The sequence below is a fragment of the Brevundimonas sp. genome (assembly GCF_046295075.1).
GTDB lineage: Bacteria > Pseudomonadota > Alphaproteobacteria > Caulobacterales > Caulobacteraceae > Brevundimonas.
In genome coordinates this window covers 55,490-70,093 of the sequence record NZ_JBKBOC010000018.1, presented here as the reverse complement: position 1 = coordinate 70,093, position 14,604 = coordinate 55,490, and the positions used below count along the sequence as shown (strand labels likewise).

Sequence of the window (14,604 nt, the reverse complement as noted above, 5' to 3'; positions counted from 1 at the left end):
GGAGCGCCTGCCCGAGATCGCGCCCGCCGACCGCCCCGACGCCGCCCGGCGCCTGCTGGCGCGCGAGACCGATCTGGACGAGGCCCAGCGCGCCGAAATGATCGCCGCCGCCTTCTCGGTGCTGGACGACGCCCGCTTCGCCCCCGTCTTCGGTCCCGGGTCCCGCGCCGAGGTGGCCCTGACCGGCGCCCTGCCTGGCCCGTCCAGCGTGGCGATCAACGGGCGCATCGACCGGCTGGTGGTCACCCCCGACCGGGTGCTGGTCATCGACTACAAGACCAACCGCCCCGCTCCCGACGCCCTCGACCGGGTCGATCCTGCCTATGTCTTGCAGGCCGCCGTCTATGTCGCCGTGCTGAAACGCCTCTATCCCGACCGCCCGGTCGAGGCCGCCCTGGTCTGGACCGACGGCCCGAAACTGATGCCGATCCCGCAGGCGATGCTGGACGCGGCGTTGGCGGACAGTTGAATTGCCCGCGATTCGCTCCCACATCTGCGTCCGAACCCGGACGCTCCGGCCAACATCAACATGCGCTCAAGCCGTTCGCCCCCGCGGGGCCGGCGACAGCGCCCCAAGGAGCCATTCATGGCGACTGTAAAAGTCACGGACGAAAGCTTCGACGCCGACGTCCTGAAATCCTCCACCCCCGTTCTGGTGGACTTCTGGGCCGAATGGTGCGGCCCCTGCAAACAGATCGGCCCGGCGCTGGAACAGATCGCCGACGAACTGGGCGGTAAGGTCACCGTGGCCAAGATCAACATCGACGACAGCCCGATGACCCCGTCCAAGCTGGGCGTGAAGGGCATTCCCACGCTGATGCTGTTCAAGGACGGCCAGATGACCTCGATGAAGGTCGGCGCCATGCCCAAGGGCAAGATCGTCGAATGGCTGGCCGAGGCCGGCGTCAAGGCCGACGCCTGATCCTGACGGATCGCTGAAGATCAAACGCCCGCCGGTTCCGACCGGCGGGCGTTTTCGTCTTACAGCTGGGCCGGATCGATCTCCACCAGCACCACGTCATAGGTCCGCATCGGCACGCTCAGCCGCCCCCGCCCGTCGGCGCCCACGGTGACGGACTGCACCTGCGGCGTATCGCGCGTCAGGTCGTTCAGCCGCTGCAACTGGGCGGCGTCCAGCGCGGCCGGCGCGCCCATTTCCAGATAGGCCGTATAGGCGTCGTTGGACTGGAACCCGACCCGGCGGATCGTCGCGCGGTGGACGCCGGGCGTCAGATTCTGAACCACGATATCCAGCGGCGCCGCCGCCGACGGCTCGCGCACCTGACGGAAGAAGGGCCGGTTGCTGATCGGCTGGTCGGGCAGTTCATAGCGCCAGGCCAGCACCTGAACCGTCTCGCCCCTCAGCGCCGCAATGCTCTGCGCGTCGCCGGTCGCCAACTCCCGGTCGCCCAGGCTGTTCAGATATTTGTAGGCGAAGAAGGTCGGCTTGCGCACGCCCTGCGGGTTCATCAGGCCGAAACCGCCGTCGAACGGCTTGGTCTGCGGCCCCGGCTCCTCGAACAGGTCGCTGAAGGCCCAATAGCTCATGCCCTGAACCAGGCCCTCGCTCTCGCGCAGCTTGGTCAGGATGTAGGAGGCCCCGAAATAATCGTCATGGATCGGATCGCGCGGATTATAGCTGGTGCTCCATTCGGTGAAGAACAGCGGCAGGCCCGGCCGGGTCGAGGCCTCGATCTCGCCCCTCACCTTGCGCACGTCGCTGACCACGGCGTCGGGCGCGCGCGACAGCTTGTTGTCGCCCTCGCCCTTCTCGTCCAGGAAGCCGCCCTCGACCCCATAGGTATGGGTGGTCACGAAATCGACCGGCAGCTGATGCTGGTCGGCATAGGCCAGGAACTCGGGCACCCAGGCCGCGCCGGCGGTCGACGGCCCGCCCACGCGCAGGGTCGGATCCACCGCCTTGATGGCCCGGACCGTGCGCCCGTAATAGTCGAAATAGGCCGCCTGATCGGCCCGTTCCCAGAAGCCGTCCAGATTCGGCTCGTTCCAGAACTCGAAATACCAGGACCGCACCTCCTCTGCGCCGTAGCGGTCGATCAGATGACGCACGAAGGCGTCGATCAGCCCGGTCCATTTCTCGGGCTGCGGATGAGAGGTGTTGCCCTTCCAGTAGAAGAGGGTCTGGTCCGAGGTCTTCATCGCATCCGGCGTGAAGCCCAGCTCGATGAAGGGCTTGATCCCCATGCCCAGGAAGCGGTCGTAAAGCTGATCGACGCGGGTCCAGTCATAGACCGGCTGGCCGTCCACCTCGCGATAGACGCCCATGTCGTCGTGGAAGATGTCGTGGAAGCGGATGTAGCGGAAGCCCAGCTCGTCGCGCGCCGTCTTCAACTGGCCCAGGGCGTCCTCGCGGATCGTCGTCCCCGGATAGTCGGCGCCGACCGAGAACTCGGCCATGCGGTCACGAGGCTTCCCCGGCGAGGCCGCGTCGATGGTCAAGGTTCGGGGGACGGCTTGTCCCGCCTCGGTCGGCGCCTGCGCGGCGGCGCTTGACCCGCCCAGCACCGCAACGGCGCCTGCCAGCAGAAGGCTGTTCCATCCTGAGCGTTTCATAATGCGTCTCATCCCAACATTTATATTTTCAATATTGTTAGCGCTATCATTTTGAGATCGCAATGCGGCGGATCCTTCACGCGCGATCAAGGCATCTGGGGTCGAGGTGTGCTAGACACCGTTCATGACCGCTGACGACGACATCCCCGCCGATCCCGCCAAGCCCGAAGAGACTGTGGAAGAGACCTCGGTTCAGCGTGCCCTGCGCCTGAAGAACGCCAAGCTCGACGGCCGGCCCCAGGCTCCGCGCGGCGGCCGTTTCCAGCGCGAACATAACGCCCGCATCGCGGCGGGCAAATCGCGCCCCTGGATGAGCAAATAAAGCACTCTCCCTCCCCTTCATGGGGAGGGACGATCGCGCAGCGATCAGGGTGGGGCCCGAAGGAGCGTGAGTGCGGTCCTGACTGCCCCACCCCGGCTGCGCTACGCTCCGCCGCCCCTCCCCATGAAGGGGAGGGAGATTGGTCAGTCCGGCCAGGTCTCTTCGCTCGCCCCCAGCACCTCGCCCGCCAGATACAGCGACCCGCAGATCGCCACGCGGCCGGCGCCAAGACGCAGGGCCAGGTCCACCGCCTCGCCCACCGATCCCGCCGGCGTCGCCGCCAGTCCATGACCGCGCGCCACGGCCGCCAGGGCCGTCGGATCGGCCGCCGCCCCGTCGAACCCGACGGTGAACACCGTCGCCTGACTGTCCTTCAAGGCGGCGAAGAAGCCGCCCGCATCCTTGTTCGACAACATGCCGCAGATCAGGGCCAGCGGACGCGGCGCCCGCGCCTGACGCTCGGCCAGAAACGCCGCCAAGGCCTTTGCAGCGTGGGGATTGTGCCCCCCGTCCAGCCACAGTTCGGCCTCCGCCGCCCGCGCCGCCTCGCCGTAAGGTCCGGCCGAAATCCGTTGCAGCCGCGCGGGCCAGCGCACGGCCTTCAGCCCCTCGGCGATCGCGGCTTCCGGCAGATCCAGCTCGACCGCCGCCGCCACGGCCAGGGCCGCATTGTCGATCTGGTGCGCGCCCGCCAGGGCCGGCGCCGGCAGGTCCATGAACAGTTCGGCCGTCTGGAACGCCAGACCGCCCCGCTCAGCCCAGGCGTCGAAATCCACCCCCAGCACCGTCAGCCGCGCATGAACGTCGGCCGCCCGGCGCTCGATGGCCGCCATCGCCTCCTCGCGCTGGCGCGCGATCACGGCCGGCGCGCCCGCCTTCAGCACCCCCGCCTTTTCCGAGGCGATCCCCGCCAGGTCCGTGCCCAGAAACTCCGCATGGTCGTAATCCACGGGGGTGATCACGCTGAGCAGCGGCCGTTCGATCACATTGGTCGCGTCCAGCACCCCGCCTAAGCCCACCTCGATGATGGCCAGGTCGGCCGGCGTCTCGGCCATGGCCAGGAAGGCGGCGGCGGTGGTGCTTTCGAACACCGTGGCCTCGCTGCCCGTCTCGGCCATCACGGCCTCGATCCGGTCCAGGATGGCGTTCAGCGCCTCGTCCTCGATCAGCTTGCCGGCCAGCCGAATCCGCTCGTTGAACCGCACCAGATGGGGCGAGGTATAGGCATGGACCTTCAGGCCCGCCGCCTCGGCGATGGCGCGGATTATGGCGACGGTCGAGCCCTTGCCGTTGGTGCCCGCCACATGGATGACCGGCGGCAACTTGTGTTGCGGATCGCCCAGGGCGGCGCACAGCACGCGCATTCTTTCCAGCGACAGGTCGATCCGCTGGGGGTGGCGCGCACGTAGACGTTCGGAGACGGGATCCATCCGCCTCCTTTAGCCCCTGATTTCGAGAACCGCGACATGACTTCCAGGCCGCACATCAGAACGGCGGCCCGCATCGTCCTGGCGGCCGTCTTCCTGGGCGCCGGCGTGCTGCATCTGGTGGTTCCCGGCCCGTTCGTGCGGATCACACCGCACTGGGTGTCGGACCCTGCCCAGGTCGTGGCGCTGACGGGCATCGCCGAGCTGCTCGGCGCGGCGGGACTGATGATCCCGCGCCTGCGCGTCGTCGCCGGCTGGGCTCTGGCCCTCTATTGCGTCTGCGTCTATCCGGCCAACATCCAGCATGCCGTCAGCGGCCTGACGACGGGCGCAGGGTTAGGCTGGGCCTATCACGGCCCGCGCCTGCTGTTTCAGCCGGTCATCGTCTGGTGGTGCCTGTGGGCCTCGACCGCGATCGACTGGCCCTTCAGACGGCCTCAGGCGGCGGCGCGCGTGCCGCCCATCAGCATGGAGAGGATCTGACCCAGAGTGCGCGGCAGGTCGGCGCGGGTCACGACCCGGTCCACCATGCCCTTTTCCTGCAGATACTCGGCGCGCTGGAACCCCGGCGGCAGTTTCTCGCGAATGGTGGCCTCGATCACGCGCGGACCGGCGAAGCCGATCAGAGCGCCCGGTTCCGCCAGATGCACGTCGCCCAGCATGGCGTAGGAGGCCGTCACCCCGCCCGTCGTCGGGTCAGTCAGGACCACGGCGTAGGGCAGTTTGGCGTCCTTCAGCTCTTCGATGGCCAGGGTGGTGCGCGCCATCTGCATCAGCGACAGGGCGCCTTCCTGCATCCGTGCGCCGCCGGCGGCGGTGAAACAGACCATCGGGACCTTGCGGGCCACGGCCTCGCGCGCGGCCTTGATGAAGGCCTCGCCCGCCGCCATGCCCAGCGACCCGCCCATGAAGGTGAAGTCCTGAACGATCACGACCGCGTCCTGACCACCGACCGAACCATAGCCGATAGCCATGGTGTCCTTGCGGCCCGCCGCCTTGCGCGCCGCGCTCAGGCGATCCTTGTAGGACTTGCCGTCCGAGAATTTCAGCGGATCTTCCGGCACGTCCGGCGTCTCGATGGTTTCATACTGACCGCCGTCGAAGGTGGCCTTCAGCCGCGTCGGCGCGTCGATCCGCATGTGCCGGCCCGACGGTGTCACCCACAGGGACGCCTCCAGATCCGAGCGATACAGCATCTCGCCGCTGTCTGGATCCTTGACCCACAGATTGTCGGGGGTGTCGCGGCGCGACACGATCTTGCGGACGCCGGGCGCGAAACGGCTCAGCCAGCCGCCGCGCTTTTCCTGGGGTTTGCTCTTGTCGTTCATGGGCGGGCTCTTAGACGGTTTCCGCCACGGAAGCACTACTGACGACCGATCGAACAGCGTCGCCCAGCGCCTTCACCCTGGCCAGAACACGCGGCGCGACCGGTTCGCCGGCCTCCAGTGCGGCGGCGACCTCGTCCACCAGGGCCGAACCGACGACGACCGCATCGGCCACGCGCGCGATCTCGGCCGCCCGCTCCGGCGTCTTGACCCCGAAGCCGACCGCGACAGGCAGGCCCGAGGCCTTGCGCACCCGCTCCACCGCCGGCGCCACCACCTCGGCGTTCGCTTCCTTGACGCCGGTCACGCCCGCGACCGCCACATAATAGACGAAGCCCGAGGTGCCCCGGACCACGATCTTCAACCGCTCGTCGTCCGACGTCGGCGTCGCCAGCCGGATCAGCGAGATCGAGACCTTGTCCAGCGCTTCGATCAGCGGCCCGGCCTCTTCCGGCGGGCAGTCCACGACGATCAGCCCGTCGACGCCACAGTCGGCCGCATAGGCGGCGAAGGCGTCATAGCCCAGGCTCTCGATCGGGTTCAGATAACCCATCAGCACGATCGGCGTGGCGTCGTCGCCTTTGCGGAATTCCTTGGCCAGATCCATGGTCGAGCGCAGGCCGAACCCGGCCGCCATGCCCCGGATCGCCGCCCTCTGGATCGGCGGCCCCTCGGCCATGGGATCGCTGAATGGAAAGCCCAGCTCGATGATGTCGGCGCCCGCAGCAGGAAGACCGTTCAGGATCGCCAGCGCTTCCTCGCGCGACGGATCGCCCCCCATCACATAGGGAATAAAGGCCGCACGGCCCTCGGCCTTCAGCGCCGCAAAGCGCGCGTCGATACGGGCGGTGGTCATGTGTCTCCCTGGCATTTGAGCCAGCCTCGGACTGGGTAGTAGCCTATTGTCGTGGCGTCTCGCGGCAAGCCTATCGTCTCGACATCGTCGAGCGCGTAGCAAACTTCCCTGCCGTTGTCCTCTGCGGGCCAGGAAACGGTTCCGCAGACCCGATCACCGACGAGCCTTACGGGTCGCAAGTCGTGATGTCCCCCTCCGCTTTTCAAGCAAACTGAAAGGGCGTCGGTCCTAGCCGGATCGCGCTCTCTAGCCGCCTTGGTCTGCGGATGTGCGAGACTTCGCTCGGCCACGAGGGCGCGAGCGACGTTATCGGCGGAAGGCGACAGGGGGGAGAATTTCACAGTCTCGACGCACCCGGCCATCATCATCGCCACCAGAGCTATGGCGGCAGCAGCCCTCATGACGCAGGCGGGGTCGCAGCAGCAGCCGCGCACACGTCGCCGGGGATGGTGGCGAAGCCTAGATAGGCGGGCAGTTCGGCGACGGCGGTCTTGGTGGTGTCGTAGAAGGCGACCATCTGCATGCCGTCGCAGCCGCCGGCCTCGCGGCGCTTGATGAAGACCACGCGGTTCTCGTCGCCGCCCGCCGCCAGCCAGCCCTTGGTCTCCAGATCGGCGATATAGGCGTCGGCCAAGGCGCCGATCTGGCCCAGTTGCGCGGTCACGCAATACGCCCGGCCCGTCAGATTGTTCAGGCCGCCGCAATCGGCAGACAGCTCCGCGCCCGGCAGCAGGCCGACATCGGCCGGGCCGCCCTGCTGTGCAGCGGGCGCGGGCGCCGGCGTCTGGGCCTGAACGGCGAAAGCGGACAGGCTCAAGACGGCGGTCGCCGCCAGCAGGCTACGGATCACAGTTCCACTCCCAGGTGTTTGGCGACCTGGAAGATGTCCTTGTCGCCTCGGCCCGACATCAGCAGGACGACATCGCCGCCCTTGCCGACTTCGCGCGCCACTTCGCCCGTGCGCGCAAGCGCATGGGCCGGCTCCAGCGCCGGAATAATGCCTTCCAGCTTCGAGCACAGCTGGAAGGCCTCCAGCGCCTCATTGTCCGTCGCCGACCGATATTCGGCCCGGCCGATATCATGCAGCCAGGCGTGTTCCGGCCCGATGCCCGGATAGTCCAGCCCGGCCGAGATCGAATGCCCCTCAACGATGTTTCCGTCGTCGTCCTGCAGCAGATAGGTGCGGTTGCCGTGCAGCACGCCCGATCGCCCGCCCTTCAGCGAGGCCGCATGGTCCGGCGTATCCAGCCCGTGACCCGCCGCCTCGACGCCGATCAGCCGCACGGCCGCGTCGTCGATGAAGGGATGGAAGGCGCCGATGGCGTTCGACCCGCCGCCGATACAGGCGACGACGGCCTCGGGCAGCTTGCCCATCCGGGCCATCGACTGGGTCTTGATCTCCTTGCCGATCACCGACTGGAAGTCGCGCACCATGGCTGGATAGGGGTGCGGACCCGCCGCCGTGCCGATGATGTAATAGGTGTCCGAGACGTTAGTCACCCAATCGCGCATCGCCTCGTTCATCGCGTCCTTCAGGGTCGCGGCGCCGGCCGTGACGGAGAAGACTTCCGAACCCAACAGGCGCATGCGGAACACGTTCGGCTGCTGCCGCTCCACGTCCACCGCGCCCATATAGACGGTGCAGGGCAAACCAAAGCGCGCCGACACGGTCGCCGAGGCCACGCCATGTTGACCCGCGCCCGTCTCGGCGATGATCCGGGTCTTGCCCATGCGACGGGCCAGCAGGATCTGGCCCATGCAGTTGTTGATCTTGTGCGCGCCCGTATGGTTCAGGTCCTCGCGCTTCAGCCAAATCCGCGCCCCGCCGAAATGGTCGGTGAGACGTTCGGCGAAATACAGCGGGCTTTCACGACCGACATAGTGGGTCAGGAAGCCGTCCAGCTCGGCCTGGAAGCTCGGATCGGCCTTGGCCGCCTTATAGGCCGCATCCAGCTCGTGGATCAGCGGCATCAGCGTCTCGGCCACGAACTGCCCGCCATAGGGACCGAACCGACCCTGCGCGTCCGGCCAGGCATAGGCGTTGGACAACGGCTGGCCTGGGGTCGGGGTCTGGATGGGGGTTTGAGCGTTCACGAATCCAACTTTCACGCAGGGAGGCGTCGTAATTACGTCCGGCGCGCGTTTTGGATGAAGGCCGCGATCCGGTCGGCGTCCTTAACACCCGGCGCGCTTTCCACGCCAGAGGACACATCGACCATGGGCGCCCCGGTGATCCGCAGCGCCTCGGCCACATTGTCGGGGGTCAGCCCGCCCGCCAGGAACCAGTCATGGCGAAACGCCCGGTCCGCCAGCAGGGTCCAGTCGAAACTGTGCCCAACCCCGCCCGGCAACACCGATTCCTCCGGCGGCTTGGCGTCGAACATCAGATGATCGGCGTGATAGTCCCATTCGTCGGCGGCGGCGAAGTCGTCGCCATGCCGGATCGGCAGGGCCTTGATCACCCCCGCCCCGGTCACGGCCCGCACCTGTTCCGCCCGCGTCGGGGTCTCGGATCCATGCAGTTGAATGAAATCGGGCCTCAGCGTTCGCGCGATCTCGTCCAGCAGCGCGTCGTCGGGATCGACCGTCACCGCCACGATCTTCGCCCGCCCCCGCGCCCGTTCAAACAGGGCGGCCGCCGCCTCGGGCTCCAGATGCCGGGGGCTTTTTGGAAACACCACCGCCCCCACGAAGTCCGCCCCGCCGTCCAGCGCAGCGTCCAGGGTGTCCGGCGTGGTCAGGCCGCAGATCTTGATCTTGGTCGTCATGGCACAATCACCTGCAGGCCGATGTCGGTCGCAACCTTGGCCATGTCCTCGTCCAGTGTCGCCAGGCTGCAGCCATGCCTCGCCGCCAGCGCGAGATGAAGCGCATCGGGCGCGCGCAATCTCACGTCGTTCCTGACCAAACGGCGTGCTTCCACCATGTCGGCGTCAACGACCGAAAGGACGACCCTGCCCCTCAACCATTGGTCAAGTTGCAGTTCGAACTCGCGCCGATCCCTATCGAGCAAGTTGCGCATACGGGTCCTCACCGCCAAGGCCGACGAGAACTCCGTCAGGGTCCAACTGCTCATGACGAAGGCATCGACACCCGCGATCCATGCCGACGCCCGCTCGGTGTGCTTGTCGGTCTGAAACAGGGACATCAGGACGCTGGTGTCCAGATAGACGGTCAAATCTCTTCGTCCCGCATCCGGCGCAAGAGGGTCACCGAGTCCACCGACGCTTCCGACTTGATCCGCACCCGTTTCAGCCAGTCCATGTCCATCGGGCCGGATGTCGGTTCAACCGCTTGCGCTGGCTCCAGTCGCGCCACGGGCACGCCGCGCCGCGTGATCGTCACGGCCTCTCCTGCCAGCATGCGATCCAGCAGCTTGGGCAGGTTGTTCTTGGCTTCGGCGACGGAGTAGCTGGACATGGCCATCAAGATAGCCATCTGACCCCAACATGTCCAATCAGGCCCCGGTCGATTCCACGAAGATCGACGCGATCTCCTCCGGCGTCAGCAGCCGCCACTGGCCCGGCGCCAGATCGGCCGGCAGGGCCAGCCCGCCCATCCGCTCGCGATGCAGGGTCTCGACGTGGTTGCCGGCGGCGGCGAACATGCGCCGCACCTGATGATAGCGCCCTTCGGTTACCGTCAGCAGGGCCTCGGTCGGCGTCACGACCTCCAGCACGGCCGGCGCCAGCGGCTTGTCCTCGCCCTCCAGGATCAACTCCCCGGCGGCGAACAGTTCGCCTTCCGTCCCGCCCAGCGGCCGCGCCAGTCCGGCGCGATAAACCTTGGTCACATGGCGCTTGGGCGAGATCACCCGGTGCAAAAGGTCGCCGTCGTCGGTCAGCAGCAGCAGGCCCGTCGTCTGCTTGTCCAGCCGCCCGATGGTCGAAATGGCCGGATCGCGCGCCCGCCACCGCCCCGGCAGGATGTCATAGACCAGCGCCCCCTCTTCCTTGTGCGAACAGGTCATGCCCAGCGGCTTGTTCAGCATGATCACCAGCCCCTGCACGGGGTCCAGCGGTTCGCCGTCGATCTCCATCCGCGTCGGCAGGTCGCGCGTCACCGGAATGCGTTTCGACACATCCGTCAGGTCTGCCCCGTCCAGCACGATCCCGCCCGCCTTGGCCATCCGCGCCATCTCGGCCCGCGAGCCATAGCCCATCGAACCCAGCAGACGGTCCACGCGGGATGTGAGGACTTTTTTCATGCGCTATCGCCCTTCGGGCTGCTTGAGCGCGGTCATTTCACCGCCTCGAACAGCTTGTAGCCGCCCGCTTCCGCCACCAGCCGCACCCGTTTGAACGCCGCATTCAGCTCCGCCTCATACGGCAGGTGACGGTTGGCCACGACCCAGGCGACGCCGCCCTTCTTCAGCAGTTCGGCCGCCTTGCGGATAAAGGCCTGGCCCAGCCGCCGGTCCTCGGCCCCGCCGTCGTGGAAGGGCGGATTGCTGACCACGAAATCCTTGTCGCCCTTGGCTTCCAGCGTGCGGGCGTCGGACCACCACACCTTGGCCCGTTCGTCCGTGACGTTCTCACGCGCGGCGCGGATGGCGCGGCGGTCCAGATCGACCAGCTTCAGCTTGGTCACCGCCGGCGAACGCAACACCACGATCGACAGCGCGCCATAGCCGCAACCCAGATCGACCCCCTCGCCCTTCATCGGCGGCAGATGTTCGGCCAGCAGGGCCGAGCCCGCATCGATCCGGTCCCAGGCGAAGATTCCCGGTTGAGACCAGGCTTCCAGCCCTGGCACGAACTGCGGCCCGCCGGCGGCGATGGCGGCGTCGATGGCCGCATCCAGCCCCTCAGCCGTCTCGGGCTTGAAGACGATGCAGCGGCGGTGGTGGGCCTTGGCCGTCTCGGCGACCTCGACGCCGAACGCCTTCAGCTCCTTGCCCAGGCGCGAGCCGCCCTTGTCCTTGGGCGCCATGACGTCCAGACGCCCGCCGACCTTCAGCGCCCTCAGCGCCAGGGCCAGGACATAGCGCCGCTCCAGCACGCCGGGCGGGGCGTAGATCATGATGGTGTCGGCCGAACCGGCCTCCTGCGCCTCCAGCGCCTCCAGCGCAGCGGAATCAGGGATCAGGGGCGAGGTCTGGGTCGCATCACCCGGCGGATCGAAGACGACCGGCGGGCGGCCATAGAGAAGCGTGGTCATGCCCCGCCCTTAGCGCCCGAAGACGTCGGGGACCAGCCTCAGAACCCCGCCTGCAACAGCGCCAGCCCCACGACCCCGACCACGATCCGCCACCAGGCGAAGACGCCGAAGCCGCGCCGCGACACGAAATCCAGCAGGAACCGCACCACCGCCAGGGCTGAAAGGAAGGCCACGACGAAGCCCACGGCGATCAGCCCCACGTCGCTGAAATCCAGCGTCTTGTGGTTCTTGAACAGGTCATAGGCCACCGCCGCCCCCATGGTGGGCAGGGCCAGGAAGAAGCTGAACTCGGCCGCCGACCGCTTGTCGGTCTTCAGCAGCAGGCCGCCGGCGATGGTGGCCCCGGACCGCGACACGCCGGGGATCATGGCCAGGCATTGGAACAGGCCGATCAGGAAATAGATCCGCATCGGATAGGCCTCGGCGTCCAGCCATTTGGGCCGCTTGTCCATCCGGTCCAGCAGCAGCAGGATCACCCCCCCGACGATCAGGGCCACGCACACCACCTGCGGCGTCTCGAACAGCACCGTCTTGATATAGTCGTAAGCCAGGAAGCCGATCACCACGGCGGGCGCGAAGGCGACAAGCAGGCCGATCAGGAACCGCCGCGCCTCCGGATCGAACGGCCAGCGCGTCGCCAGCGCCCACAGCCGTTTGAAATAGACGCTGATGATGGCCAGCAGGGCGCCCAGCTGGATGACGATCTCGAACGTCTTGCCCGAACTCTCGAACCCCATGAAATGGCCCAGCAGCAGCATATGGCCCGTTGACGAGACCGGAATGAACTCGGTCAGCCCCTCGACAAGACCCAGGATGATGGCCGCCAGCCAGTCCGACATGAAAACCCCGAAACAGGTCCGGGATCACGACGCGCCCGGTTCGATCTCCCCATAGCCAACCGCCCCCAAAGAAGCGAGGGACGGCGAGCGGTTGGCTTTCCGCCATGATTGCGCGAGAAGAGGCCGCATATGACGACGCCCGCCCCCGCACCTGCGCCTCTGGAAGACGCCCACCTGGCCACCCGCCGCATCACCCGCCTGTCGGTCGGGGTCGCGGTGGTGCTGATCGCCATGAAGGCGTTCGCGCTCGGCGCCTCCGGCTCGGTCTCCATCCTGGCGACCCTGGCGGATTCGGTGCTGGATCTGGCGGCGTCCCTGACCACCTTCTTCGCCGTGCGCTGGGCCGCCGCCCCGGCCGACGAAAACCACCGCTATGGCCACGGCAAGGGCGAGGCCCTGTCCGCCCTGGTCCAGGCCGGGCTGGTCTTCGCCTCGGCCCTGTTCATCGCCTGGGAGGGGGTGCAGCGCATCTTCGATCCCCGCCCCGTCACCTCGGGCCTATGGGCGACCGGCGTCATGGTCGCCGCCATCGCCATCACCGCCTGGCTGGTGTGGATGCAGACCCGGGCGTTGAAGAAGACCGGCTCTCTCGCCGTCGCCGGCGACCGCGCCCACTACGCCGCCGACCTGGCCGCAAACGTCGTGGTGCTGATCGGGGTGATCTCGGGCGCCTTCCTGGGCGCGCCGGGACTGGATGCGGCGGCGGGCATCGTCGTCGCCGTCTGGCTGTTCTGGGGCGCGACCGGCATGTTGAAGGCCGCCGCCGATCACCTGCTGGACCGCGCCGTGCCCGAGGCCGACCGTGTCGCCATCACCCAGGCCGTCCTGGCCGATCCCCAAGTGTTCGGCGTGCATCAGCTGCGCACCCGCATGGCCGGCCAGGTGATGATGATCCAGATGCACGTCGACCTGGACGCGCACCAGACCCTGGACGCCGCCCACGCCATCGTCGTGGCGGCCGAGAACCGGGTGCTGGCCCTCTTCCCCACGGCCGACATCCTGATCCACGCCGACCCGCGCGGACACACCCGTCCGCAGACGGACGTTCCCTCCGTCGCGAGGCCCGCGTCAAAGCCTCAAGAGCCGGCCGTCGAGGCGCCCAAAGGCCCCGCACCAAAGGGCCCGTGGTCCTGACTCAGTAAACGCGCATTAACGGGTCGGGGCGCATCAACCCCTGATGGCCGACCCTTGCGTTCTCTTCCACTTCGCCTTCCAGCCCGCCTCGCGCGCCGCGCGCCTGGCCCTGGGCGAGGCGCGGATCGAATGGACCGACACCCCGGTCCGTCCCTGGGAGGCCGACTGCCCGGTCAACGACTTCAATCCGTCCGGCCTGCCGCCGGTGATCCAGACGATGGATCGCGGCCGCCCCCTGGTCCTGTGCGAACTGCCCGCCGTCCTGGGCTGGATCGAGGATCAGCAGAAGGCGCCCCTGCTGCTGCCCGCCGACGCCGCCGAACGCGCCGAGGCGCGGCGCCTGACCAGCTGGTTCGAGCGTCGCTTCATGGACGAGGTCGACGCCGTCCTGCTGCACGAGCGGATGGAGAAACCCCTGCTCAAGCTGGGTCCGCCCGAGGCGCGCGCCCTGCGCGAGGGCCGCGACGCCCTGAAGGCCCACCTCGCCATGCTGGAGGATCTGGTCGCCGCCCGCGACTGGCTGGCCGGCCGTCGCCTCAGCCAGGCCGACCTGATCGCCGCCGCCCACCTGTCGGTGCTGGACTATTTCGGCGAGATCCAGTGGAAGAACTGGCCCGGCCTGAAGACCTGGTACTCCAAGCTCAAATCCCGCCCCTGCTTCCGCCCCCTGCTCGCCGACCGCTTCGTCGGCGTGCCGCCGTCGGCCTGGTATGCGGACCTGGATTTCTGAGCGCCAAGCAGAGGTGTTTGGTGACCGCTAAGGGTGGAAAGCGGACCTCAAGAGGTTACGCTGTTCATCGAGAGCAGTCGGAGGGGTAATGAGCCAGCTGACGGCGACGTGGCTATTCGATGCTGGCCATGAAGTGATCGAGGAGGAAGCCAACGCGGGCGAGGCTCCCTCCGACCATTGGAACGCCTAGCCTAGTGCCTTTGGGTCGCCGACTAAGGCTTGACGAATGCAGTTAAA

18 protein-coding genes are annotated in these 14,604 nt (G+C 67.6%); 6 read left to right on the top strand and 12 right to left on the bottom strand.

Features of this window, described 5'->3' with window-relative positions; all coding sequences use genetic code 11:
- Both ACK4MH_RS13360 and trxA read left to right on the top strand, forming a co-directional pair.
- The coding region (locus tag ACK4MH_RS13360; RefSeq protein ID WP_409719178.1) for a PD-(D/E)XK nuclease family protein at positions 1 to 469 on the top strand (469 nt) is incomplete at its 5' end.
- A 117-nt stretch (positions 470 to 586) separates the two neighbouring features.
- Complete coding sequence (gene trxA / locus ACK4MH_RS13355) at positions 587 to 922, top strand: thioredoxin (protein ID WP_135193854.1); 336 nt, start codon at positions 587 to 589, stop codon at positions 920 to 922.
- Positions 923 to 981: 59 nt separating this feature from the next.
- Here the strand turns inward: trxA and ACK4MH_RS13350 are convergent, their stop codons facing one another.
- Positions 982 to 2,574, bottom strand: a complete 1,593-nt coding sequence (locus ACK4MH_RS13350; RefSeq protein WP_409719175.1) for a GH39 family glycosyl hydrolase — start codon at positions 2,572 to 2,574, stop codon at positions 982 to 984.
- Between the two features lie 124 nt (positions 2,575 to 2,698).
- Here ACK4MH_RS13350 and ACK4MH_RS13345 point away from each other — a divergent pair, with 124 nt between their 5' ends.
- Positions 2,699 to 2,896 (top strand): hypothetical protein, encoded by a 198-nt coding sequence (locus tag ACK4MH_RS13345; RefSeq protein WP_409719173.1) that lies wholly within the window; start codon positions 2,699 to 2,701, stop codon positions 2,894 to 2,896.
- A 143-nt stretch (positions 2,897 to 3,039) separates the two neighbouring features.
- Here the strand turns inward: ACK4MH_RS13345 and ACK4MH_RS13340 are convergent, their stop codons facing one another.
- Positions 3,040 to 4,326 carry a bifunctional folylpolyglutamate synthase/dihydrofolate synthase gene (locus ACK4MH_RS13340; RefSeq protein ID WP_409719171.1) on the bottom strand — a complete coding sequence of 429 codons (1,287 nt, stop codon included), beginning with the start codon at positions 4,324 to 4,326 and terminating at the stop codon, positions 3,040 to 3,042.
- 36 nt (positions 4,327 to 4,362) lie between these two features.
- On the opposite strand from ACK4MH_RS13340, the gene ACK4MH_RS13335 reads away from it, so the two are divergent.
- Positions 4,363 to 4,806 carry a DoxX family protein gene (locus ACK4MH_RS13335; protein WP_409719169.1) on the top strand — a complete coding sequence of 148 codons (444 nt, stop codon included), beginning with the start codon at positions 4,363 to 4,365 and terminating at the stop codon, positions 4,804 to 4,806.
- Here ACK4MH_RS13335 and accD read toward each other — a convergent pair.
- From accD to ACK4MH_RS13285, 10 genes are all read right to left on the bottom strand, one after another.
- The gene (gene accD / locus ACK4MH_RS13330) at positions 4,761 to 5,651 is read right to left on the bottom strand and encodes an acetyl-CoA carboxylase, carboxyltransferase subunit beta (protein ID WP_409719167.1); all 891 of its coding nucleotides are present in this window, start codon (positions 5,649 to 5,651) and stop codon (positions 4,761 to 4,763) included. The two genes, ACK4MH_RS13335 and accD, sit on opposite strands and share 46 nt — an antisense overlap.
- Before the next feature lie 10 nt (positions 5,652 to 5,661).
- Entirely contained in the window at positions 5,662 to 6,504 is an 843-nt protein-coding gene (gene trpA, locus ACK4MH_RS13325; RefSeq protein WP_409719165.1) for a tryptophan synthase subunit alpha, read from the bottom strand.
- 397 nt (positions 6,505 to 6,901) lie between these two features.
- Positions 6,902 to 7,354 (bottom strand): hypothetical protein, encoded by a 453-nt coding sequence (locus ACK4MH_RS13320; RefSeq protein ID WP_409719163.1) that lies wholly within the window; start codon positions 7,352 to 7,354, stop codon positions 6,902 to 6,904.
- On the bottom strand, positions 7,351 to 8,553 hold the full coding sequence (gene trpB / locus ACK4MH_RS13315; RefSeq protein ID WP_221205368.1) for a tryptophan synthase subunit beta: 1,203 nt from the start codon (positions 8,551 to 8,553) through the stop codon (positions 7,351 to 7,353). The genes ACK4MH_RS13320 and trpB overlap by 4 nt, the downstream gene beginning before the upstream one ends.
- A 77-nt stretch (positions 8,554 to 8,630) precedes the next feature.
- The gene (locus tag ACK4MH_RS13310; protein WP_409719161.1) at positions 8,631 to 9,272 is read right to left on the bottom strand and encodes a phosphoribosylanthranilate isomerase; all 642 of its coding nucleotides are present in this window, start codon (positions 9,270 to 9,272) and stop codon (positions 8,631 to 8,633) included.
- The gene (locus ACK4MH_RS13305; RefSeq protein ID WP_409719159.1) at positions 9,269 to 9,682 is read right to left on the bottom strand and encodes a type II toxin-antitoxin system VapC family toxin; all 414 of its coding nucleotides are present in this window, start codon (positions 9,680 to 9,682) and stop codon (positions 9,269 to 9,271) included. Before ACK4MH_RS13305 ends, ACK4MH_RS13310 begins: the two co-directional genes overlap by 4 nt.
- Positions 9,679 to 9,942, bottom strand: a complete 264-nt coding sequence (locus ACK4MH_RS13300) for a type II toxin-antitoxin system Phd/YefM family antitoxin (protein WP_409719157.1) — start codon at positions 9,940 to 9,942, stop codon at positions 9,679 to 9,681. The genes ACK4MH_RS13305 and ACK4MH_RS13300 overlap by 4 nt, the downstream gene beginning before the upstream one ends.
- A gap of 19 nt (positions 9,943 to 9,961) precedes the next feature.
- Positions 9,962 to 10,711, bottom strand: a complete 750-nt coding sequence (locus ACK4MH_RS13295; RefSeq protein WP_409719155.1) for a pseudouridine synthase — start codon at positions 10,709 to 10,711, stop codon at positions 9,962 to 9,964.
- 32 nt (positions 10,712 to 10,743) lie between these two features.
- Positions 10,744 to 11,664, bottom strand: a complete 921-nt coding sequence (locus tag ACK4MH_RS13290; RefSeq protein ID WP_409719153.1) for a class I SAM-dependent methyltransferase — start codon at positions 11,662 to 11,664, stop codon at positions 10,744 to 10,746.
- Between the two features lie 38 nt (positions 11,665 to 11,702).
- Positions 11,703 to 12,503 (bottom strand): undecaprenyl-diphosphate phosphatase, encoded by an 801-nt coding sequence (locus ACK4MH_RS13285; protein ID WP_409719151.1) that lies wholly within the window; start codon positions 12,501 to 12,503, stop codon positions 11,703 to 11,705.
- A gap of 129 nt (positions 12,504 to 12,632) precedes the next feature.
- On the opposite strand from ACK4MH_RS13285, the gene ACK4MH_RS13280 reads away from it, so the two are divergent.
- Entirely contained in the window at positions 12,633 to 13,637 is a 1,005-nt protein-coding gene (locus ACK4MH_RS13280; protein ID WP_409719149.1) for a cation diffusion facilitator family transporter, read from the top strand.
- A 43-nt stretch (positions 13,638 to 13,680) separates the two neighbouring features.
- Complete coding sequence (locus ACK4MH_RS13275) at positions 13,681 to 14,367, top strand: glutathione S-transferase family protein (protein ID WP_409719147.1); 687 nt, start codon at positions 13,681 to 13,683, stop codon at positions 14,365 to 14,367.
- Positions 14,368 to 14,604: the final 237 nt, after the last annotated feature.

Coding starts and splice junctions, on each gene's coding strand:
- ACK4MH_RS13285 (WP_409719151.1), bottom strand. CDS start 12,503: ATGTCGGACTGGCTGGCGGCCATCATCCTGGGTCTTGTCGAGGGGCTG.
- trxA (WP_135193854.1), top strand. CDS start 587: ATGGCGACTGTAAAAGTCACGGACGAAAGCTTCGACGCCGACGTCCTG.
- ACK4MH_RS13300 (WP_409719157.1), bottom strand. CDS start 9,942: ATGGCTATCTTGATGGCCATGTCCAGCTACTCCGTCGCCGAAGCCAAG.
- ACK4MH_RS13310 (WP_409719161.1), bottom strand. CDS start 9,272: ATGACGACCAAGATCAAGATCTGCGGCCTGACCACGCCGGACACCCTG.
- accD (WP_409719167.1), bottom strand. CDS start 5,651: ATGAACGACAAGAGCAAACCCCAGGAAAAGCGCGGCGGCTGGCTGAGC.
- ACK4MH_RS13345 (WP_409719173.1), top strand. CDS start 2,699: ATGACCGCTGACGACGACATCCCCGCCGATCCCGCCAAGCCCGAAGAG.
- ACK4MH_RS13290 (WP_409719153.1), bottom strand. CDS start 11,664: ATGACCACGCTTCTCTATGGCCGCCCGCCGGTCGTCTTCGATCCGCCG.
- ACK4MH_RS13340 (WP_409719171.1), bottom strand. CDS start 4,326: ATGGATCCCGTCTCCGAACGTCTACGTGCGCGCCACCCCCAGCGGATC.
- trpA (WP_409719165.1), bottom strand. CDS start 6,504: ATGACCACCGCCCGTATCGACGCGCGCTTTGCGGCGCTGAAGGCCGAG.
- ACK4MH_RS13275 (WP_409719147.1), top strand. CDS start 13,681: ATGGCCGACCCTTGCGTTCTCTTCCACTTCGCCTTCCAGCCCGCCTCG.
- ACK4MH_RS13350 (WP_409719175.1), bottom strand. CDS start 2,574: ATGAAACGCTCAGGATGGAACAGCCTTCTGCTGGCAGGCGCCGTTGCG.
- ACK4MH_RS13280 (WP_409719149.1), top strand. CDS start 12,633: ATGACGACGCCCGCCCCCGCACCTGCGCCTCTGGAAGACGCCCACCTG.
- ACK4MH_RS13335 (WP_409719169.1), top strand. CDS start 4,363: ATGACTTCCAGGCCGCACATCAGAACGGCGGCCCGCATCGTCCTGGCG.
- ACK4MH_RS13295 (WP_409719155.1), bottom strand. CDS start 10,711: ATGAAAAAAGTCCTCACATCCCGCGTGGACCGTCTGCTGGGTTCGATG.